Origin of the sequence: Thermosinus carboxydivorans Nor1 (assembly GCF_000169155.1) — a bacterium.
Taxonomy (GTDB): Bacteria; Bacillota; Negativicutes; order Sporomusales; family Thermosinaceae; genus Thermosinus; species Thermosinus carboxydivorans.
Genome location: NZ_AAWL01000004.1, coordinates 169,827 through 190,225, shown reverse-complemented (window position 1 = coordinate 190,225; position 20,399 = coordinate 169,827). Strand labels below are relative to the sequence as shown.

Below are 20,399 nucleotides of genomic sequence, written 5' to 3'. Positions count from 1 at the left end.
AAAGACTGAAAGCCGAATTGGCAAAAAATCCGAATGCAAACTATATTCACCTCATGTCGGTTGTCAAAAAAGGAGTAAAAGAATCGGTGCGCAAATATATGCTCTGTTTTGACTGCATTTCCAAAGCCATTTAAAAAATCTAGGCTCAGCCAAAACACCCGTTCACACGCGGGGTGTTTTGTATTTGTGCTGTTTGTTTTCGGGGAAAATTGCTAAAATTATTTTAGAGATAAACTGAGCAGGAGTGTAAAGCGTGAAAAAGGAAAAACAGTTTGTGGTCATAGGGCTTGGCCGTTTCGGCACAAGCGTGGCCCGCTCGCTTCATCGGTCCGGCTATCAAGTATTGGCCGTCGATATTAATGAGGAACGCGTACAAAAATTTAGCGATGAAGTAACCCATGTTGTCCAGGCGGATACAACAGACGAGGCTAGTTTGGAAGCTCTGGGGATACGGAATTTTGACGTAGCAGTTGTAGCGATTGGTGAAGATATTCAGGCCAATGTACTTACTACTTTGCTGTTAAAAGAAATGGGGGTACGCTACATTGTTGCCAAAGCCCGCAATTCGCTGCACGGCAAGATGCTAAAAAAAATCGGCGCTGATCGGGTGGTGTACCCTGAATACGATATGGGGCAGCGTGTTGCTCATAACCTTGTCTCCACTAATGTTTTAGATTATATTGAATTGTCTCCTAATCTCGGTTTAGTAGAAATTGCCGCTCCGCGCGCCTTTGTCGGGCAAACGCTTATTGAGGCCGGCCTGCGGCCCAAATACGCCATTAATGTTGTTGCGATTAAGCGGGGAGAACAAATATTAGTGCCACCAAGTCCTACTGAAAAAATTACCGCGGGGGACGTCTTGATTGTTGTAGGGCAAAATGATGGAATCCAACGGCTGGAGGAATTGGAATGACAGATATGATTACTAGTTCTAACAACCAAGTGATAAAAAAAGTAGCTTCACTAAAACAAAAAAAATACCGGGATGAATACAATCTATTTGTTGTCGAAGGTATTCGGCTGGTAGAAGAAGCAGCCGGTTCCACCTGGCGGCCAGCGATGTGTTTTTATACGGAAAAAGCAGCAGCGGCGCCACGGGTGCAGGCAACGTTGGAAATTCTTGCGGCAAAGGGATGCCGGATATTTCCGGTAGCAGATAATGTCTATGCCAAAATTACCGATACGGAGCAACCACAGGGCATCCTTTGTGTAATGGAAAAAAAGCGATATACCTTTGATGACTTACAAAGTTCCGATCGGGAGCTCATTGTCGTTCTTGACAATGTTCAGGACCCCGGTAATGTCGGTACAGTGGTGCGAACCGCCGATGCTGCCGGATGCTGCGGCGTCATCCTCACGAAAGGCTGTGCTGACTTGTTTTCCGGGAAAACGGTTAGGGCTACTATGGGCTCTCTTTTTCATTTGCCGGTGATAACCGGGGTTGCAGAGCAAGAGGTTGCCGCCTTTTTAGAGCGGCAGGGTATTCGCCTGTTAGCTACAGCGTTAGATTCGTCATCTCTTTATCATGATGTTGATTTACGCAGTCCGGTAGCTATTGTTTTTGGCAATGAAGGAGCGGGAGTAAGCAAGGTAATACTGGAAAAAGCGGACGAGCGTTTGTACATACCGCTATACGGGCGTGCCGAATCGCTCAATGTCGCGGTAGCGGCTGCCGTTATTCTCTATGAGGCCCGCCGGCAGCGGCGGGTGGCTTACTTGTAATTTCAGGGGTATTATGCTATAATACGGTTAGCAATGACCTGAAATTTCCAACAATGGGCAGTGAGGTGTGTCTCATGGTAGTGACCGCCGAATTTTTTTGGAGAATGTTTGAAGCCACTGGTTCCATTGCTGCGTATCTTTTATATAAGCGTTTGATGCTTCAATAGTGAATTTGGCGATGATGGAGAGAGTAGGCTAGTACGGTTTCACAGGGAGAATACGCCATAGATTGAGAGCGTATTCAACACGGCTAGCGGAAGTTCACTCCTGAGCTTTCGGACTGAAAGGACATTGTTTGTCCAAGTAGGCCGGACGCGTTTTCCGCGTTAGAGGAAAATGAGTACAAATTAGGGTGGTACCGCGGGAGTCTGGACTTTCGCCCCTTGAGGGTGAGAGTCTTTTTTATTTATCATTTTTAAGCTAAATTTGTATCGGTGGAGGTATGTATGGAAGAAAAATTGCAGACATTGAAAAATACGGCAGTTGACGAATTGTCGCGGGTGTCCGACATGGAGACCTTACATGAGTTGCGGGTCAAATATTTAGGTAAAAAAGGAAGTTTGACAGCTGTTTTGCGAAGCATGGGATCGCTTAGCCCTGAAATGCGTCCCCGCATCGGTCAAATTGTCAACGAAATTCGGGAAGAATTAGAACAAATTATCGCGAGTAAAACAGAGGAGTTAAAGCAGGCCGAACTTATGCGGCGGCTCGCTGCCGAGAAAATTGATGTAACTCTCCCGGGGCGCCGTCCGCCCAGCGGTCATTTACACCCTATAACCCTAACTTTGAATCGCATTAAAGAAACGTTTATGCGCATGGGTTTCAAAGTAGCCGAAGGGCCCGAAATAGAAAATGACTATTATAATTTCGAGGCTTTGAACTTGCCTCAGGATCATCCCGCACGTGACATGCAGGACTCTTTTTATATTACTGAGGAATTTTTGCTGCGCACACATACTTCGCCGGTTCAAGTCCGGACGATGCAGTCCGTAAAGCCAAACCAGCCGGTTCGTATTATTGCTCCCGGCAAAGTCTACCGGCGTGATTATGATGCCACACATTCGCCCATGTTTCATCAAGTTGAGGGGCTGGTTATTGACAAGGGCATCAGTTTTGCTGATTTAAAAGGCACTTTGGAACTTTTTCTCCGGGAGATCTTTGGCGGCGATGTAAGGGTACGGTTCCGTCCCAGCTTTTTTCCTTTTACCGAACCGAGCGCCGAAGTGGATATTTCCTGCGTTATGTGCGGGGGGACAGGCTGTCGCGTTTGTTCAGGCACCGGTTGGTTGGAAATTCTCGGATCCGGCATGGTTCACCCACGGGTTCTGGAAATGAGCAATTTTGATCCGGCCGTGGTGAGCGGGTTTGCTTTCGGCATGGGAGTGGAACGCATTGCGATGCTGCTTTATGGGATTGACGATCTCAGGCTGTTTTATGAAAACGATTTGCGGTTTTTGCAGCAATTTCGCTAATAGTGATGAAGGAGGAAATGTATGCGCGCGTCCATAAAATGGTTAAAGGATTATGTAGCATTTACGGACAGTCCGGAAGTGTTAGCCGAAAAACTTACTATGGCAGGTATTCCTGTTGCTTGTGTCGAGTATCTGGGTAAAAACATCGAACGGGTAATAACGGGTAAGATTAAGGAAATTTGTAAACATCCTGCTGCCGATAGGTTGTCTGTGTGCCGGGTTAATACGGGACGGGAAGAATTAACGATTGTAACCGGAGCCACTAATGTTCAGGAAGGGCAAATTGTACCTGTCGCTTTGGTAGGGGCGAAATTGCCAAACGGACAGGAAATTGGCCACGCAGTATTTCGGGGTATCGAGTCGCACGGCATGCTGTGTTCAGCCGAGGAGCTGAAGTTGGATAGTAAGACCATTTCGCCGGAGCTGCGCGACGGTATTTATATTTTACCGCCCGATACACCCATTGGGATTGATATAAAGGAAGCTTTGGGCCTCGATGATGTGGTTTTGGAATTCGAATTGACGGCAAATAGGGCGGATTGTTTTAGCGTCCTAGGCTTAGCTAGAGAAATTGCCGTTTTAACCGGCGGCGTTTTGCGTAAACCTATGCTTAATTTACGGGAGACGGGCGGGGAAAAAGCGACGTCCCTGATTGATATTGCGATTGATGAACCTGCCTTATGTTCGCGTTTCGCGGCAAGAGTCTTACGCAATGTCAAGGTGGGTCCCTCACCGCTCTGGTTACAGCATCGCCTGCAGGCGGCAGGCATGCGTCCTATTAACAATGTAGTAGATGTCACCAATTTTGTCATGCTGGAAATGGGGCAACCTATGCATGCTTACGATTATGATCTTTTGGCTCGTCACCAGATTATTGTGCGTCGGGCCTATCCGGGCGAGCGGCTGACAACATTGGACGGCGTTAAGCGGGAATTGACTCCAGACATGCTGGTTGTTGCCGATGCGGTACAGGCCGTTGGCATTGCGGGCGTAATGGGTGGATTGGCTACAGAAGTTACGGGAAAGTACCAAGACCGTTTTGCTTGAGGCAGCTGCATTTAATGGCGCCAATATCCGACGGACTTCCCGGGTATTGGGGCTGAGATCGGAGGCGTCGGGACGGTTTGAACGGGGAGTCGATGTTGCCAATATCGTCCGTGCCTTGGATCGGGCAGCCAAACTATTGGAAGATATGGGTGCATGCACGGTGTGCCCGGGCATTGTTGACCAATATCCGACCGTTGTATTGCCGCGACAAATTAGCTTTACGGCCAAGCAAGTGAACAGTTTTCTAGGTACTGAGGTGCCGCAGGCGACCATGGTCGATATTCTGCGCCGTTTGGAGTTTGATGTGGATGTGCATGGCGAAAAGATCACGGTCACCGTTCCAACCTGGCGCGCCGACGTTGTTGGTCCGGCCGACATATGTGAAGAGGTTGCACGTATTTTCGGATATGACAAAATACCTTCTACAACTCCCAGTGGTGACATAGTTTACGGTGGTCAGAGCAGTCTGCAGAACGTGATTGATCGGACCAGAACCATTTTGGCCGGGATTGGTTTTACGGAGACTATTTCATACAGCTTTACGCATCCTGCCGTGCTGGACAAGCTAAATGTGCCGCCGGACAGCAGTTTGCGGACGGCTATTCCGCTTCTCAATCCCATTACCGATGATTTTCCGCTGCTGCGGACGACGCTGCTTGGCGGCTTAATGGAAACCATTGTACGTAATCTTTCCCGGAAGAACGAAGATATGAAGCTTTTTGAAGTAGGGGCAGTTTATCGGCCGGAGCAGCTTCCTCTCAAGGATTTCCCGCAGGAGCCGCTGATGGTGTGCGGTGTTTTGACCGGTAGGCGGCATGAAGTTGCTTGGAATCAAGCAAAAGAATTTGTCGACTTTTATGACGCCAAAGGTGCCGTCGAAACGTTGCTTACAAGTATCGGTATTAGCGGATATAAGGTAGAACAAGGAACCCACTACGCCCTTCATCCGGGCAAAACCGCCGTTTTTGTAAAGGACGGCGACCGCTTGGCCGTAGTTGGCGAAGCGCATCCAAGGGTTTTGGACGCATTTGGGCTGAATCGTCCTGTATATTTGTTTGAAATAACTGCCGAAATTTTATTGAAGCATGCTGTTCCTATACCGGCGTACCAACCTTTGCCCCGGTTCCCGGCAATCGTGCGCGATCTGGCGGTAGTACTGGCGAGTGATATTTCCGTTGACCGCGTAACTCGCGCTATTTGGGAAAGTGGCGGGCCGCTATTGGCTGATGTAAAGCTCTTTGATGTTTACACTGGCGAGCAAGTACCGAAGGGGTCACGCAGTTTAGCATTCTCCCTTACTTTCCGGGCCGGGGATCGAACCTTAACGGATAGTGAAGTAGAAGTTTACTATAAGGAAATTGTTCTTTATCTCGAAAGGACGCTGGATGCTAAACTGCGGCTTTAACCCACAAATGTCTATGAAGAAAATGCATTGATCACTTTACCTATGTCGAATTTTGTGTTAAACTGTAAACCGAAATGGACGTAGGCGCCTCACTTGGACGAAAGATGGGTCGGTCCTATCGCCGACCTATTTTTTTGTGCGAAGTGTTTCATGAGGTGCTACCTATCTGCAAATTCTAGTATTATGCTTACTACTATACTGCTGAAGAGGAGGAGACATAATGAACATTTTTCGCACCAAGAGCATTGATTTGCTGAAAGAGGGCGCCGAACAAAAAGGTCTGAAAAAAACGCTAGGGGCCTTAGACATGGTGATGTTAGGCATCGGCTGCATTATTGGCACTGGCATTTTCGTTTTAACTGGGGTCGCCGCCGCTAAGTATGCCGGCCCGGGAATTATGCTTTCGTTTGTTCTTTCTGGTTTGACCTGTGCTTTTGCCGCGTTGGCTTATGCCGAGCTGGCAGCCTTGGTTCCAATTGCGGGCAGTGCCTACACCTACTCTTACGCTTCCTTAGGCGAGATTATCGCTTGGATGGTTGGTTGGAACTTAATCCTGGAATATTCCGTCGGTTCCAGCGCTGTTGCGGCCGGCTGGTCAGGGTATATGGTCGGTCTCCTTAAATCGGCGGGAATTGAATTGCCCCATGCGTTCACAGCCGTTCCCGCAGATGGAGGGATTGTTAATCTTCCGGCAATGGTTATTGCTTTATTCCTGAGTGCCTTACTGGTGCGGGGTACCAAAGAAAGCGCAACCCTAAATAAAATTCTCGTGTTTATTAAATTAGCTGCGGTATTTATCTTTCTCGCACTAGCTGGCCCGAAGGTGAATCCCGCTAATTGGTCCCCCCTTATGCCTTACGGTTTTTCCGGTGTTGCCGCAGGCGCAGCCATCATCTTTTTCGCTTATATCGGTTTTGATGCTGTCGCAACAGCTGCGGAAGAATGCCGCAACCCTAACCGTGATTTGCCGATTGGTATTGTAGGTTCGCTCGCAGTATGCACGATCCTTTATATTGCCGTTGCCGGCGTTCTCACTGGCGTTGTTCCTTATCAGCAACTTAACAACGCTGAACCTGTTGCCTACGCTCTGCGGACCATTGGTTATAATATAGGTTCGGCTTTGGTGGGCACAGGCGCAATTGCTGGTATTACTACGGTACTACTTGTTTTGATGTATGGTCAGACCCGTATCTTTTTCGCCATGTCACGTGATGGGCTTATTCCCGCCAGTATCTGTAAAATTCATCCTAAGTACGGTACGCCACACATTATTACTATCGTCGCCGGCATTGCCGTTGCGTTGATTGCCGGATTTACGCCGATTGGCATTATTGCTGAACTGACTAATATTGGCACCTTGTTTGCTTTTGTTGTTGCAGCGGTAGGGGTTTTGGTCCTCCGTTTCACCAAACCTGATGTTCATCGGCCTTTCCGGTGTCCGGCGGTAACGATTGTGGCTCCGTTGGCTGTTCTGTCGTGCGGCTATTTGATGTATAATCTGCCTGGGGAAACTTGGGTTCGGTTTATTATCTGGAGCGCCATTGGCCTAGCGGTGTATTTTGTCTATAGTTACCGTAACAGTGCTTTGAACAAACAGAAGGTAGCGATCGAAGCTGAATAGCGCTAGTTATTATTTTTAAAAGTAGGCAGTTTATGTCACATAAACTGCCTTTTCTCTCTTGAAGGCAGGAAAAAGAAAGGCCGGGTCGAATTAAGCAAAAATTAGCGGGAAATTTTGAGGATATTAAAAATAGTTAGGTGGCGCTATGGACGGCAAAAAAACAAAAATTACAGTTGAAATATTTGGAGAAACATACGCCTTAAAAGGCGATATTGAGCCAGAACGGATATTACGCGTGGCAGCTATACTGGATGAGCGCATGAAAAAAATTGCTAAGGCGAATTCCCGGCTGTCTCCGTCCAAAGTTGCCGTATTGGCCGCATTGAATATTGCCGACGAGTATTTGCGTTTGGAACAAGATTATCAACAACTGTTAAAAATGCTAAAGGACGAAAAATGATGCCGTTGCCCCGCGGCGTCACTGTTTGCTTCGGAATATAGCTCTTTCTGTTTGTTCATAATAACAGACAGAAGGAGTGGTGCTATGTTTGGTTACGAAGGCGTAGGGCAAGTGATATTGCGGATGATCGCCATTTTTGCGGTTGCCCTTGTTGTCGTACGAGTTATGGGCAATCGGGCCGTCGGCCAGCTTTCACCCTTCGATTTTGTGCTTATGGTCGGAATAGGCGATATTGTAGCGAATGTAGCGATGGATGGCACGGAAGCTCTGTGGGCTGGCGCGGAAGGATTGATTGGCTTATTATTACTCCAACAGTTATTGGCGTACCTGGCTCTTAAAAATAAGACGCTCCGCAAATGGTTTGAAGGGGCGCCGGTCACATTAATTGAAAATGGACGCATTCTTCGCGAAAACTTTGTAAAAACACAGTTTAATTATGACGACCTGCGCCAGGAACTCCATAAGCTAGGCATGGATATTACCAACGTTAAGGATATCAAACTGGCGCGACTGGAAAGCTGCGGCACCTTTTCAGTTATTAAGGTACCGGAAAAGGAACCGCTCACCAGACAAGATTTTGCTGATTTCTTAAAAAGTTTTTATGAAAACCCCCTTAGTCCACAAGGGGCGCAATGGGCTAAGGTGGAACAGTTTATGGCCGACATACATTGTCTCGCCGAGCAAATCCGCAAGCAGCGGCAAGAGATGGTACTGGACGGTCAAGAAGAAGCGGGGAAAGAATTGCATTAAAGGGAAGGGAATAACACCCTTCTTTTTCCATTTCATAAGGAGGACGGTTGCTATTACTTCATGCACGTGTTATTAGTTTTTGTCGATGGCTTTGGCCTTGGCATCAGTGATAAAACGGTGAACCCGCTTATCCGCTTTCACATGTCTTTTTTTGAGATGCTTTTCGGCAGACCGCTAACTCAGGAAATAGACCGTTTTGTGAGCAGCCGTGCTTGCCTTGTCCCGGTTGACGCTAGACTGGATACAGAGGGACTGCCGCAGAGCGCGACCGGACAAACGGCGCTTTTAACCGGCGTTAATGTCGCAAAAGAACTAGGGCGCCACGTGGCTGGCTTTCCCGGACCGCAACTGACGGAATTTATTCGCCAGTACGGGATTATGAAAAGATTGGTTGACAAAAAATACCTGGCAACATCGGCCAATATGTATATGCCTGATTATCTAAACCTGGTTGCGGCACGTAAGCGGCGACACGCAGTAACTACGCTGGTTGTCTTAGAAGCCGGACAGCCATTGCGGTCGGTGGCCGAACTGCTTAAAGGCGATGCCGTCTATCAAGACCTTACCAACGAAATGTTAGCGGAAGCCGGTTTATCCGTCCCTTTGACTACTCCTGCTCTGGCGGGGCGCCGCCTGGTGGAAATCGCCTGCCGGCACCATTTCACCATGTTCGAGTATTTTCAGACTGACCGGTGTGGGCATAAACAGGATTGGCAGAAAGCGGCTCAAATTGTCAACAGGCTGGATGAGTTTTTTGGGGCCATTTGGCAGATGGCGCCAACTGATATGACGGTAATCATCGCCAGTGATCACGGGAATTTTGAAGATTTTAGCGTTAGGACTCATACATATAATCCTGTCCCGGTTATAGTGTTTGGCTATCGTTGTACGGAAGTGGCCGAGCAAATTAGACAATTAACGGATGTCACGCCAACCATTATTGGGATGCTGGAAAGGAATGAGAACAGTGGTTGAACTGCTTGCCCCGGTAGGGAGTAAGGAGGCGCTCTTAGCGGCACTAGAGAGCGGCGCCGACGCGGTTTATTTAGGTGGCAAGATGTTTGGGGCACGCCATTATGCACCTAACTTTACCGACGAAGAGCTTGCAGAGGCTGTGCGGCAGGCTCACCTACGCGGCATTTCGGTTTATGTCACGGTCAATACCCTCGTAGATAATGGGGAAATGCCGCTGCTTATTGATTATCTCCATTATTTATACCAAATCGGCGTGGATGCGATTATTGTACAGGACATCGGCGTGGCCTGTATCGCCAGAGCCGTTGTGCCCCATCTGCCTATTCACGCCAGTACGCAGATGACAGTTCATAACTTGGCCGGAGTTCAGTTTTTGGCCGAGCACGGCTTTACCCGCGCAGTACTTGCCCGCGAGCTTTCTTTGGATGATATAGCTTATATTTGTCGTCATGCTCCCATTGAAATTGAGACTTTCATTCATGGCGCGCTTTGTATATGTTACTCGGGGCAGTGTCTTATGAGCAGCCTAATTGGCGGGCGCAGCGGCAACCGCGGGCGATGTGCGCAACCTTGCCGTCTTCCTTATACCCTGGTGGACAAAGAGGGGCGCAATGTCCTTGAAGGCCGGGATGCGGGCGAGTATTTATTAAGTCCCAAAGACCTAAAGACTATCGAACATATACCCCGTCTCATTGAGGCTGGCGTTGTTTCGTTTAAAATTGAAGGTCGGATGAAGCGACCGGAATATGTCGCGGTAGTGGTTGACACATACCGGCGCGCGATAGATGCTTATTTGGCCAATAAAACGAATTTTACCGTAAGTACACAGGACCATAAGGATTTAGCGCAAATTTTTAACCGCGATTTTACAACCGCCTATCTCCTCGGAAAAGAAGGTAGATTTATGATGAGTGACCGTCGTCCTAATAATCGCGGCGTTCGTATTGGCCGGGTAATAGACTATTTGCCGCGGGAGAAGACGGCGGTAATTCGGCTGGATGAGCCGTTGGCGCTTGGCGATATGGTAGAATTTTGGGTTAAAGTAGGCGGTCGGGTTTGCACGAACGTGACCTCGCTGAAACTGCAGGGCCAAGATGTCCCGGAAGCACCGGCAGGCAGGGCCGTAGCAATACCCGTTCCGTCACCGGTAAGGCCGGGTGACCGGGTGTTTAAAACGTTTGATGCTAAGCTGATGGAACGGGCACGCGCTTTTTTCAACGCCGGCGCCCCCTTGCGCCGCATTGCGGTGGATGCCGAAGTGGATGTCGGTGAAGGACGACCGTTGACTATTACTTTTACTGATGTGGATGGATTTCGCGGCGCCGCTGCAACCAATTTTGTCGCAGAAAGGGCTATCAAACGGCCGCTTACCGAGGAGACAGTAAAAAAACAGCTTGAGCGCCTAGGTACTACCGTTTTTGCATTACGGAACTTGACATGCCGGATTGAAGGCGAAGCAATGGTCCCGCTAAGCGAAATCAACGAAGCGCGTCGTAAGGCCGTCGAAGCCTTGGAGCAGGCGCGGCTGTCCCGTTATCGCCGCCCGGATCTGTCGCCAAGGAGTATTACTTTGGAAGAGCTGTGCCCACCGGATAAGGCTGCCAGAACCAAAGTGAAAACCGAACTCGTCGTTAATGTTGATACCATGGAAAAGCTTAAAGCCGCGCTGATTGCCGGAGCTGACTGGGTGTTGTATGGCGGCGAGACTTATACCCACCGGGCGATAACGGCTGATGAATACCGTCAGGCCGTTGAACTTACCCGACATTACGGTAGGAAGATAATATTAAATACACCGCGGCTGGTAAAGGAATGGCAGATGCCGGGTCTGCGCAAAGAACTGGAATTGTTTAGTGAACTTTGCCCGGATGCTATTAGTGTAGGTAATCTTGGTTCTTTGCATATTGCCCGCACAATATGTTCTCTGCCGCTACATGCCGATTTTTCTTTCAATATCTATAATAGTGCTGCCGTTTGTTTTCTCGTTGCGCAGGGAGTGGCGAGCCTGACTCTATCGCCTGAGTTAAACTTTGGCCAGATTGAGAATATTGCCGGCTGGGGCAGTGCAGCGCTGGAATGTATTGTCCACGGCTATTTGCCTTTAATGGTTTCTGAATACTGTGTGGTCGGCAGCTTTATCGGCGGACTACATACCGGTAATTGCAACCAAGCCTGCCGGCGCGGCGAGTATTGGCTCCGCGACCGGATGAATGAAAAGTTTGCCGTGGCGACTGATCAGTTTTGCCGCATGCATATTTTAAATGCCAAAGAACTTAGTATGCTGCCCCATGTCATGAAGTTTATTCAGCTCGGAATTGACCGCATCCGCATTGAAGCGAAAACAGGCGACCCTGCCTATGTGCAGCGAGTTACTCAATTGTACCGTCAGTTATTGGACTATGGTGAAGCCCACCCTCTGTTAATTAAGGGCGATTTCTCCGTAGTTGAGCATGCGGACATAACCAGGGGGCATTATTTTAGGGGCGTTTTATGAAGGAGAAGGCAATGGATACATCGGTACTGACAACTTTAGAGTTTGTAAAAATTCGTGATATGCTGGCCGAGGCAACGGTTACCAGCATGGGCCGGGAATTGGCTTTGGCCCTTGAACCTGCTGACGACTGGAACGAAGTTGAAAACCGGCTTCGGGAAACAAGGGAAGCACGGGACATTCTCTTGGCTTCGTCCCATGTCCCGTTTGGCGGAGCGCGTGATATTCGCGCTATTCTTCGCCGGCTGGAAATCGGGGCGGTCCTTGAACCGGAAGAATTGCTTGCTATTGCAAGTACACTGTACGCGGCCCGTCGTCTTAAACAGTTTTTGACAGAGGCAAAGCCGTCATCCGTGCTTTTGACCGAGAAAGCAGGGCGGATTACCGCTTTGCGGAATTTGGAAGCGGCCATTGAAAGTACCGTGAGTGAACAGGGGATAGTGCGCGACGAAGCGAGTGTAGAACTCACCCGCATTCGCCGGGAGATTAGGGTAGCGCAGCAGCGGGTAAAGGAAAAATTGGACCAAATTCTACATTCCGCAGAGTACCAAAAATATTTTCAAGAGGCTTTAGTTACCATCAGGGGTGACCGCTATGTCATCCCCATTAAGCAGGAGCATCGTTATCATTTTCCAGGCATTGTTCATGACCAGTCGGCGAGCGGGGCGACTGTTTTTATCGAACCGATGGCCGTCGTCAACCTCAACAATGACATCAAGCAACTAGTCGCGGCGGAGAAAAATGAAGTGGAACGCATTCTTGCGGCTTTAAGTTCACAGGTTGCCCGCCATGTCGATGCCATTCGTCAAAATAGCGAAATAGTGGCCGCCCTTGATTTTGCTTTTGCGAAGGCTAAGCTGGGGCTGGATATGCAAGCCAATATGCCGCTATTAAATGATAAAGGCCGAATTTTTCTGCGGCAAGCTCGGCATCCTTTGATTCCCCGTGATGAAGTTGTGCCGATCGACGTAAGATTGGGTGAGGACTTTTCTATTTTGCTTATTACTGGGCCAAATACCGGCGGTAAGACGGTAACTTTAAAAACAGTCGGGCTATTTGCCCTTATGACTCAGGCCGGGTTGTTCATTCCTGCCGGTTCAGGCTCGGAAATGCCAGTATTTAGAAATGTTTTTGCCGATATTGGCGACGAACAGAGTATTGAGCAGAGCCTGAGCACGTTTTCGGCTCATATGACCAATTTAGTAAAAATATTGGCGAAAGTGTCGGCCCATGACCTGGTACTGATTGATGAAATCGGGGCAGGTACTGATCCGGGTGAAGGGGCGGCTTTAGCCATGGCCATTCTTGAATATTTACACAGTGCGGGGGCCAGGACGATTGCCACCACTCATTACAGTGAACTTAAAACTTTCGCTTACTCCAGACATGGAATTGAGAATGCTAGCGTAGAATTTGATATACATACATTACGTCCTACCTACCGATTGCAGATTGGTATTCCCGGCAGCAGCAACGCCTTTGCTATCAGCCGTCGGTTAGGGCTGCCACAGGAGCTGATCGATAGGGCCAGACAATTTTTAGATAAAGATTATGCCCAATTTGAAAAGATTTTGGCCGTTTTAGAACAAGAAAAGAAAGAATATGAAGAGCGCCGCCGGCGAGCGGAGGAGCTAGAGGCGGAAGTAGCCGCCCTGCGCCAGAAATTAGCCCAGGAAGAAGCAGCGCTTTTAGCGCGCAGACGGGAAATTATTGATAAGGCGCAGGAAGAGGCGATGAGTATTGTTCGCCAAGCCAGACGGCAGGCTGAAGAGGTTATTGCCCGTCTTAAGGAACAGTTTTCCGTTGCGAGCGATAAAGAGCGGCAGCAAGCTATCGCGGATGCGCGGCGGCAATTGCAGCGACAGATGGCTGAGTTGCATCATCCGGAACTTGACGCTGCCGAAAAGACAGCACCTCCCGCCTTGTTGACGCCGGGCTCTACAGTTTATGTAACAACTTTGCGGCAAAAGGGCTCTGTTTTAGCAATTAAGGACGGGGAGGCGGTTGTTCAATTAGGCGTTTTAAAGGTAAACGTGCCTGTGGCTGCTTGTCGGATAGTAGAAGAAATGGCACCGGCTGGTCACGGGCATAAGGGGGTAAGCGTAGACTTTGCTAAAGTTCAAAGTGTTTCTCGGGAAATTGACGTCCGAGGTATGACCGTTGCCGAGGCCGAGACAGTATTGGAAAAATACTTGGATGATGCTCTCCTTGCCGGTTTAAGTGAAGTAAACGTGATTCACGGTAAAGGTACAGGCGCTTTACGCAAGGGAGTTCGCTCTTATCTTAAAGACCATCCGCATGTAGTTGAGACGCGCATCGGTGAGCTTAGTGAGGGCGGGGACGGGGTAACGGTTGTTAAATTAAAGTAAAGTAACATGGGGGAGAGACAGATGATAACTAAATACCGGGAGATCGAGGAACGCGCTATCGAGCATGTTGCTGACCTGATGTGCGTGGCGGCCAGAACAGCGCCAAAAGCCAAAGGTGTGGACAATTTGATTGCTATGGTGGTGAAAGGCCGAGTGAAAGACCAGTTGGCGGAAGAAATGCGCCGGATTGCCAAGACGTCAGGTGCGCAATTTTTTGAAAGGGATGCTGTTTGTATAGACAAGGCTGCACTGGTTGTACTCCTCGGACAAAAAGTGAAACCTTTGGGAGTACCTAGCTGCGGCTATTGCGGTTTTGCCAACTGTGCCGAAAACGAAAAAAACAATGGTCTTTGTGCTATCAGCATAGGCGATTTGGGTATTGCTATTGGCTCGGCCGTAAGCGTCGCGGCCCAGCATCATGTCGATAACCGTGTTATGTTTAGCATCGGCCGGGCTGCTCTCAATCTGGACATTTTTGAAGAAGACGTTGTAAAAATTGCCTATGGCATTCCCCTAAGCATTTCCGGAAAAAACCCCTTTTTTGATAGAACATGAAAAACTGAGGTGTTTGCACCTCAGTTTTTTGATTAAAAATGATTTTTCCAGTTTAAATAACGACCACCGTCTTTTTTCTCCGTATCCTGATCAGTGGTAATTTTGTTGTGCCCTTCGGTATCCACGTCTACCGTTGTTATCGTAGCGGCTGGCGTATTCTTTTTCGGTTCTGTATTTATTTCTTCCTTTTCACTTTTTTCCTGCTTCTCGTTCTTCCCTTCTTGCTTTTCGCCACTGCTTAAACTATTTAGTAGTCCAAGGATAGCAGCAATATTGGCAGGGGTTAACTTCGATTTGACTTGTGAATTATTCAATAGAGGCAGTAGTTTAGAGAGAGCATCTGCAGGCAGGCTGCCATCATTGGATTTGCCTAACTCGCCGAGTAATTTTTGCAAGGGATTACCTGCAGAAGGCGGTAAAGCAGTTACGTTCGATGTTTGGTGACGGTTCAGAATAAGGAAAAGGCAGATTAGAGCCAAAATATCCATAACTGTGCTATAGCCTGCGGTACTTTGAACCGCGGCATCAAGCATACGAATTATCGAGTGGAGAAGGGTTATAGGCTTATCGGGATTGTCATTTGCCATATTAATGCCCCCTTAAAATAGCCCCGGGATTTTCGGCAAATTTAACTCTGATGTCAATTTATTCATGGCAGTCTGATTAAGGTCGCGCGATTTAGTAAGAGCATTATTTATGGTAGCCACAAGCAAATCCTGAAGGAGAGCTGCATTATCCGGCGCTAAATATTTTGCATTTAATTCAATCGATATAATGTCTTGCTGGCCGTTTATGACAACCTTTATTACATCGCCGCTTGAAACTTCGATACGTTCATTTTTTAAATTTTCCTGAACGTTTTCAATATTTTGCTGGATTTTTTTCACCATTTCCATAATGCTTCCTAGATTCTCCAACATAAACTTCACCCCCATAAATTTTAAACTTAAGTTAATCTATTCATTTATTAGAAAATTAATGTATGTCTTTTCTATTCCTCGAGACCGATGTAGGTCGCTAGTCATATATTAGATTAGAAATAAATGAGGACTTTAAGGGGTGAAATAAAATGGCCTTTGGGTTGAATAAAAGAAAACCGCGGGAACGCGCTACCGCCAATGGCGAAGCGGCAACAGGAAAGGCAAAACTGGCAAAACCTGTAAAGCCAGTTAGTTTGCTTAGAAAAATATTTAATAATCCTAATTCTGGCTCTCAATTATTGGTAATTTTGCTTACCCTGATGTCTGATAATGTAAATATGGACAGAAGGATAAGCACTATGACTGCTTCGATTGATAAAATCAGAAACGTAACTGAACTCATGAATACTACCTTGCAATCTTTAAAAACGGCAGCGGAAGTGCCAAATCATGTCAGAAAACTATTGAAGTGAGAACACGTTCTCGCAAAATGTGCGGCGCCCTGGTGTAACACTTCTCTTGCCAACTCCATATATTGAAATTAGAAAGAGGGCACCACAAAAGCCCTCCCCAAATGATACATTTAAGGAGGTTATATTATGGCAAGAGGTTGCGGATTTGGCAATGGTGGGTTTGTTTGGATTCTCATAATAATTATCATTCTGTTGTTCTTCTTTGAAGAAGACGTTAACACCACTTTATAATCTCTAACCATTAAGGGACACGGACATCGTGTTCCTGAATTTTATAAGGGTTAGGATCTTCAAAGTAGGAACATATGATTTAAGGATTATCGCTAAACCTAAATTCCCCTTGAGTTAAGGAAAGGAGGAGTAGTTTATGGGTTTCGGGCGTTGTGGCTTTGGTAATGGTAGCTGGGTGATTATCCTCATTATAATAATTCTGCTGCTGTTCTTCTTTGTTGAAGAAGATACGACTAGCATCTAGTAATTTAGTTTGCTGGGGAAGAACTCAGTGAAACATGTCTTGATCGTGGTTAAGTATAGTACATCTATTGAATATATATGCGGGCATACAAAAAAACACGCGAGAAATTCGCGTGTTTTTTTTGATGTTATGGTCCGCCTTTTTTAGGCTCTGGTTTGGGCGGCGGCGGGGTAGCCGGTGTAGTAGGCGCAGTGACCGGTTTATCCTGCCGGGCAGGCGGAGGGGGTAATGCTTTATCGCCAGTCTTGTTATCGGCTTGTTCGTCTGATTTTTTATCTTTTTCGTCTTTGTTATCGTGATTATTAGGTTTATTGGTTGCTTGGCTAGGTTGGGTCGGCTGCGTGCCTTCAATAAAGATTTCCTTGCGGCTTTCCTTGTTATTCGGATCGGTAACCAGCAGTCCGTCTTTAGTCGATATGGTAGCGACAACAATGCCTTGGGGCGTCACAAAGTCCCGTACCGGGTATTTAGCTAAGGCGCTGCTCATGAAGGTACGCCAAATACTGGCTGGGATAGAACCTCCGGTTATGCCCTCTAGATACCCGTCATTGTCATAGCCCAGCCAGACAGCAGCAACCAGGTCAGGGGTATAGCCCACAAACCAGGCGTCTTTATAGTCGCTGGTTGTCCCCGTTTTGCCCGCGGCCGGGCGGCCGATATTGGCTCTCGTACCGGTACCGTGGGTGATTACACCACGCAGCATGTCTGTCAAAAGATAAGCAGTGCGTTCGTTAATGACAATTTTTTCGCGGTGGGTGTGTTGCTCGAGAACTTTACCATTGCGGTCAACGACTTTAATAATAGCAACAGGCTCCACCCTAATACCGCGGTTGGCCAATACACCGTAAGCGCTCGCAATTTCCAGCGGTGTTACGCCACGGGTAAGGCCGCCTAAGGCCATCGCCAGGTTGCGGTCGTTGGGATTGCCATGCAAGACTAATGTAGAAATCCCCATCTGCTGGGCATAATACAGGGGTTTATCTACGCCGACCTGATGTGCCAGTTTGACGGCTACCACATTGAGTGATTGCTCAAGGGCGGTGCGCAATGAAACAGGTCCGTGGAACTTGCCGTCATAATTTACGGGAGACCAATTGCCAAAGGAAATAGGGCTATCATCTATAATCGAAGCGGCTGTAAAGCCATTTTCGAGGGCTGCTAGGTATACAAAAGGCTTAAAAGCTGAACCGGGTTGACGTTCTGCCATGATGGCCCGGTTAAATTGGTCGTTGCCCCTGCCGCCGACCATTGCTTTGATGTAGCCTGTGTGCGGATCTATCGCCACCAGCGCTCCCTGGGGCTGTTTAATTCCGTTTTTATCCGTATATGCGGTAGGAAGTTGTGCCATGGCGCGCTCTGCGGCTTGCTGCATATCCAGGTCGAGACTGGTATAAATTTTTAAACCGTCTTTATATACGGCATCGGCGCCGTATTTATCGATCAATTGCTGGACAACATAGTCAACAAAATAGGATGCTGTTGGTCTGTCTTTCGCGGAAGGTGATGCTAATTTAATTTCTTCTTTCTTAGCCTTTTCCTCTGTGGCTTCGTCAATGTATCCATACTTGACCATCTGGTTGAGGACAGTAAGTTGCCGTTCTTTGGCCGCTTTAAAGTTATTAGCCGGCGAGTAGTAATTGGGGCTTTTCGGAATACCGGCTAGCATTGCACATTCCGCTAAAGAGAGGTTCTCAACATTTTTGCCGAAATATACCTGCGCGGCAGCCTGGACGCCATATGCACCTTGTCCGAAATAAATCTGGTTAAGATACATTTCCAAAATCTCGGTTTTACTGTATTGTCGCTCAATTTGCAGTGCGAGTACGGCTTCCTGGATTTTCCGCTTTAGGGTACGTTCTTGCGACAGAAGGGCATTTTTGGCCAGTTGTTGCGTGATTGTGCTGCCACCTTCTGATACGCCCCGATCGGTAATATTCGCCCAAATGGCCCGTAAAATTCCCCGGGGATCAATGCCAATATGCTGGTAAAACCGGGCATCTTCAGCGGCGATGAAGGCGTTTTGCAAGTCTTTAGGAATTTTATTAATAGATACGGGAAGGCGGTTCTCGACAGAGTGGATAGTTGCGATCAATTTTCCGTTGCTATCGAAAACCTGCGACGATGCGGCAGGACGAATTTCCCCTTTCAGGCTTGGCATAGTATGAATACTTGCCGTTACAAAGCCTAGTCCTGCGCCTGCGACCATAACAGCAAAAACAATCAGCGCAATGGCGATCAGCCTTCCGATTTTGCCGCGGCGGCGTCGGTCGTGCTGACCTTGCTCGTTATGTTTTTTACTCATAATGCCTCCTTAACTTGCCAGCATACAAATTATTATATCATAAACAGCACCTTAAGCATAATTAGGTTAATTTGCAAATTACTTAATGTTATGTTATAATGCGGCTGAATGATACCAAAATAAGGTAAAAAGTTCATTTTGGCGTTTTGGGGAGGAAGGATATGCTACCTGTTGAACAACAGTTAAGAATAATTAAACGCGGGGTCGCCGAAATCCTGCCAGAACCGCTGTTGGTAGAAAAACTGAAGCGTTCTGTCAGCACGGGTGTACCTCTTAGGGTAAAGCTTGGGTTAGACCCTACCGCGCCGGATATTCATCTCGGACATACGGTGGTGCTCCGTAAGCTCAAGCAGTTTCAGGACCTGGGGCACCACATTATTATTATCATCGGCGATTTTACTGGTCGAATAGGCGACCCGACCGGTAAATCGGAGACTCGCAAACAGCTTACTGAAGAAGAAATTCGCATTAACGCCCGCACTTACGAGGAGCAAATTTTCCGGATTCTTGACAAAGAAAAAACAGAAGTAGTATTTAACAGCTCTTGGTTAGCGCCGCTGTCCTTTGCTGACGTTATCAAACTGGCCGCGCAATATACCGTTGCCCGGATGCTGGAAAGGGAGGATTTTTCCAAGCGGTTTAAAGAGGGGCGGCCAATCAGTATTCATGAGTTCTTTTATCCTCTTATGCAGGGCTATGACTCAGTAGCGCTAAAGGCGGACATTGAGTTTGGCGGCACTGACCAAAAATTTAACCTGCTGATGGGACGGCACCTGCAGGAACAGTTTGGCCAGGAACCGCAGGTGGCGATTATGATGCCTATCTTGGAGGGGCTTGATGGCGTCAATAAAATGAGCAAAAGCCTGGGTAACTATATTGGTATAAATGAACCGCCTGGTGAAATTTACGGGAAAGCCATGTCTATCCCCGATGACCTGATGGTCCGTTATTATGAACTGGTTACCGATGTAAGCCTGGAAGAATTGGAAGCTATCCGGCATGGCCTGAAGACAGGTGGGCTTCACCCCCGCGATGCCAAGATGCGTTTGGCTCATACACTGGTTAGGTTATATCATGGTATAGAAGCGGCTGACAATGCTCAAGCGGAATTTATTCGCGTTTTTCAGCAGCGTGACATTCCTACGAATATGCCGGAGATCAGCTTACCGGCCAGTGATGCTCCCGTGTGGCTGCCCAAGTTGCTCGTCCAACTTGGTCTGGCTGTCAGCAATAGCGAAGCCAAACGCGCCATTCAGCAGGGAGCGGTCAAAATTAACGGCGAAAAAATTACCAATGTAGATGAAGAAGTAACAATTGCCGATGGTATGGTAGTCCAAGTCGGCAAACGAAAATTTGCTAAGATAGTCTTATCAAAATAGCTTTCAACGACGAAAGGCTAGACCGATGTATAGCGGTCTAGCC

Annotated in this window: 16 protein-coding genes and 1 pseudogene; 14 read left to right on the top strand and 3 right to left on the bottom strand. The window is 47.8% G+C overall.

The genetic code is table 11. The features are described from left to right. The first annotated feature begins 253 nt into the window (after nucleotides 1-253). The 12 genes and pseudogenes from TCARDRAFT_RS04970 to TCARDRAFT_RS04920 all read left to right on the top strand — a co-directional run bounded on the left by TCARDRAFT_RS04970 (nucleotide 254) and on the right by TCARDRAFT_RS04920 (nucleotide 14,807). Nucleotides 254-913, top strand: coding sequence for a potassium channel family protein (locus tag TCARDRAFT_RS04970; RefSeq protein ID WP_007288919.1), 660 nt, complete (start codon nucleotides 254-256; stop codon nucleotides 911-913). After that, nucleotides 910-1,722 (top strand): TrmH family RNA methyltransferase, encoded by an 813-nt coding sequence (locus TCARDRAFT_RS04965; protein ID WP_007288918.1) that lies wholly within the window; start codon nucleotides 910-912, stop codon nucleotides 1,720-1,722. The genes TCARDRAFT_RS04970 and TCARDRAFT_RS04965 overlap by 4 nt, the downstream gene beginning before the upstream one ends. Nucleotides 1,723-1,775: 53 nt before the next feature. Continuing rightward, nucleotides 1,776-1,889: a YqzL family protein gene (locus TCARDRAFT_RS16370; RefSeq protein WP_143005867.1), complete on the top strand. Its 114-nt coding sequence runs from the start codon at nucleotides 1,776-1,778 to the stop codon at nucleotides 1,887-1,889. 279 nt (nucleotides 1,890-2,168) lie between these two features. Then, entirely contained in the window at nucleotides 2,169-3,194 is a 1,026-nt protein-coding gene (gene pheS, locus TCARDRAFT_RS04960; RefSeq protein WP_007288917.1) for a phenylalanine--tRNA ligase subunit alpha, read from the top strand. A 21-nt stretch (nucleotides 3,195-3,215) separates the two neighbouring features. Further along, nucleotides 3,216-5,646: pseudogene (gene pheT / locus TCARDRAFT_RS04955) on the top strand (phenylalanine--tRNA ligase subunit beta). Between the two features lie 220 nt (nucleotides 5,647-5,866). Continuing rightward, nucleotides 5,867-7,267, top strand: coding sequence for an amino acid permease (locus tag TCARDRAFT_RS04950; RefSeq protein ID WP_007288914.1), 1,401 nt, complete (start codon nucleotides 5,867-5,869; stop codon nucleotides 7,265-7,267). 145 nt (nucleotides 7,268-7,412) lie between these two features. Further along, nucleotides 7,413-7,667 (top strand): cell division protein ZapA, encoded by a 255-nt coding sequence (locus tag TCARDRAFT_RS04945; protein ID WP_007288913.1) that lies wholly within the window; start codon nucleotides 7,413-7,415, stop codon nucleotides 7,665-7,667. Between the two features lie 84 nt (nucleotides 7,668-7,751). Next, nucleotides 7,752-8,417 (top strand): DUF421 domain-containing protein, encoded by a 666-nt coding sequence (locus TCARDRAFT_RS04940; RefSeq protein WP_007288912.1) that lies wholly within the window; start codon nucleotides 7,752-7,754, stop codon nucleotides 8,415-8,417. A gap of 60 nt (nucleotides 8,418-8,477) precedes the next feature. Beyond that, nucleotides 8,478-9,392: an alkaline phosphatase family protein gene (locus TCARDRAFT_RS04935; RefSeq protein ID WP_007288911.1), complete on the top strand. Its 915-nt coding sequence runs from the start codon at nucleotides 8,478-8,480 to the stop codon at nucleotides 9,390-9,392. Next, complete coding sequence (locus TCARDRAFT_RS04930; RefSeq protein ID WP_007288910.1) at nucleotides 9,376-11,886, top strand: DUF3656 domain-containing U32 family peptidase; 2,511 nt, start codon at nucleotides 9,376-9,378, stop codon at nucleotides 11,884-11,886. The genes TCARDRAFT_RS04935 and TCARDRAFT_RS04930 overlap by 17 nt, the downstream gene beginning before the upstream one ends. Before the next feature lie 11 nt (nucleotides 11,887-11,897). Beyond that, a complete protein-coding gene (locus tag TCARDRAFT_RS04925) occupies nucleotides 11,898-14,252 on the top strand; it encodes an endonuclease MutS2 (protein ID WP_040683059.1) in 2,355 nt (784 codons plus the stop codon). 21 nt (nucleotides 14,253-14,273) lie between these two features. Next, nucleotides 14,274-14,807 (top strand): ferredoxin domain-containing protein, encoded by a 534-nt coding sequence (locus TCARDRAFT_RS04920; RefSeq protein WP_007288908.1) that lies wholly within the window; start codon nucleotides 14,274-14,276, stop codon nucleotides 14,805-14,807. Between the two features lie 32 nt (nucleotides 14,808-14,839). Here TCARDRAFT_RS04920 and TCARDRAFT_RS04915 read toward each other — a convergent pair whose 3' ends face one another. Together TCARDRAFT_RS04915 and TCARDRAFT_RS04910 are read right to left on the bottom strand one after the other, a co-directional pair. After that, nucleotides 14,840-15,394 (bottom strand): hypothetical protein, encoded by a 555-nt coding sequence (locus tag TCARDRAFT_RS04915; RefSeq protein ID WP_007288925.1) that lies wholly within the window; start codon nucleotides 15,392-15,394, stop codon nucleotides 14,840-14,842. A 12-nt stretch (nucleotides 15,395-15,406) separates the two neighbouring features. Continuing rightward, nucleotides 15,407-15,727, bottom strand: coding sequence for a YbaB/EbfC family nucleoid-associated protein (locus TCARDRAFT_RS04910; RefSeq protein WP_040683058.1), 321 nt, complete (start codon nucleotides 15,725-15,727; stop codon nucleotides 15,407-15,409). 149 nt (nucleotides 15,728-15,876) lie between these two features. Between TCARDRAFT_RS04910 and TCARDRAFT_RS04905 the strand changes: the two genes are divergently transcribed. Next, a complete protein-coding gene (locus TCARDRAFT_RS04905) occupies nucleotides 15,877-16,200 on the top strand; it encodes a hypothetical protein (RefSeq protein ID WP_007288923.1) in 324 nt (107 codons plus the stop codon). Between the two features lie 602 nt (nucleotides 16,201-16,802). Here the strand turns inward: TCARDRAFT_RS04905 and TCARDRAFT_RS04900 are convergent. Then, complete coding sequence (locus TCARDRAFT_RS04900) at nucleotides 16,803-18,977, bottom strand: transglycosylase domain-containing protein (protein WP_007288907.1); 2,175 nt, start codon at nucleotides 18,975-18,977, stop codon at nucleotides 16,803-16,805. Nucleotides 18,978-19,138: 161 nt separating this feature from the next. On the opposite strand from TCARDRAFT_RS04900, the gene tyrS reads away from it, so the two are divergent. Then, nucleotides 19,139-20,356, top strand: a complete 1,218-nt coding sequence (gene tyrS, locus TCARDRAFT_RS04895; RefSeq protein ID WP_007288906.1) for a tyrosine--tRNA ligase — start codon at nucleotides 19,139-19,141, stop codon at nucleotides 20,354-20,356. The last annotated feature ends 43 nt before the right edge of the window (nucleotides 20,357-20,399 follow it).

What these genes read in the sequence shown, in the direction of transcription:
- TCARDRAFT_RS04965 (WP_007288918.1), top strand. Translation starts at nt 910, where the DNA reads ATGACAGATATGATTACTAGTTCTAACAACCAAGTGATAAAAAAAGTA.
- TCARDRAFT_RS04910 (WP_040683058.1), bottom strand. Translation starts at nt 15,727, where the DNA reads ATGTTGGAGAATCTAGGAAGCATTATGGAAATGGTGAAAAAAATCCAG.
- TCARDRAFT_RS04930 (WP_007288910.1), top strand. Translation starts at nt 9,376, where the DNA reads ATGAGAACAGTGGTTGAACTGCTTGCCCCGGTAGGGAGTAAGGAGGCG.
- TCARDRAFT_RS04940 (WP_007288912.1), top strand. Translation starts at nt 7,752, where the DNA reads ATGTTTGGTTACGAAGGCGTAGGGCAAGTGATATTGCGGATGATCGCC.
- TCARDRAFT_RS04925 (WP_040683059.1), top strand. Translation starts at nt 11,898, where the DNA reads ATGGATACATCGGTACTGACAACTTTAGAGTTTGTAAAAATTCGTGAT.
- TCARDRAFT_RS04950 (WP_007288914.1), top strand. Translation starts at nt 5,867, where the DNA reads ATGAACATTTTTCGCACCAAGAGCATTGATTTGCTGAAAGAGGGCGCC.
- TCARDRAFT_RS04900 (WP_007288907.1), bottom strand. Translation starts at nt 18,977, where the DNA reads ATGAGTAAAAAACATAACGAGCAAGGTCAGCACGACCGACGCCGCCGC.
- TCARDRAFT_RS04905 (WP_007288923.1), top strand. Translation starts at nt 15,877, where the DNA reads ATGGCCTTTGGGTTGAATAAAAGAAAACCGCGGGAACGCGCTACCGCC.
- TCARDRAFT_RS04945 (WP_007288913.1), top strand. Translation starts at nt 7,413, where the DNA reads ATGGACGGCAAAAAAACAAAAATTACAGTTGAAATATTTGGAGAAACA.
- TCARDRAFT_RS04935 (WP_007288911.1), top strand. Translation starts at nt 8,478, where the DNA reads ATGCACGTGTTATTAGTTTTTGTCGATGGCTTTGGCCTTGGCATCAGT.
- TCARDRAFT_RS04920 (WP_007288908.1), top strand. Translation starts at nt 14,274, where the DNA reads ATGATAACTAAATACCGGGAGATCGAGGAACGCGCTATCGAGCATGTT.
- TCARDRAFT_RS04915 (WP_007288925.1), bottom strand. Translation starts at nt 15,394, where the DNA reads ATGGCAAATGACAATCCCGATAAGCCTATAACCCTTCTCCACTCGATA.
- tyrS (WP_007288906.1), top strand. Translation starts at nt 19,139, where the DNA reads ATGCTACCTGTTGAACAACAGTTAAGAATAATTAAACGCGGGGTCGCC.
- pheS (WP_007288917.1), top strand. Translation starts at nt 2,169, where the DNA reads ATGGAAGAAAAATTGCAGACATTGAAAAATACGGCAGTTGACGAATTG.
- TCARDRAFT_RS16370 (WP_143005867.1), top strand. Translation starts at nt 1,776, where the DNA reads ATGGGCAGTGAGGTGTGTCTCATGGTAGTGACCGCCGAATTTTTTTGG.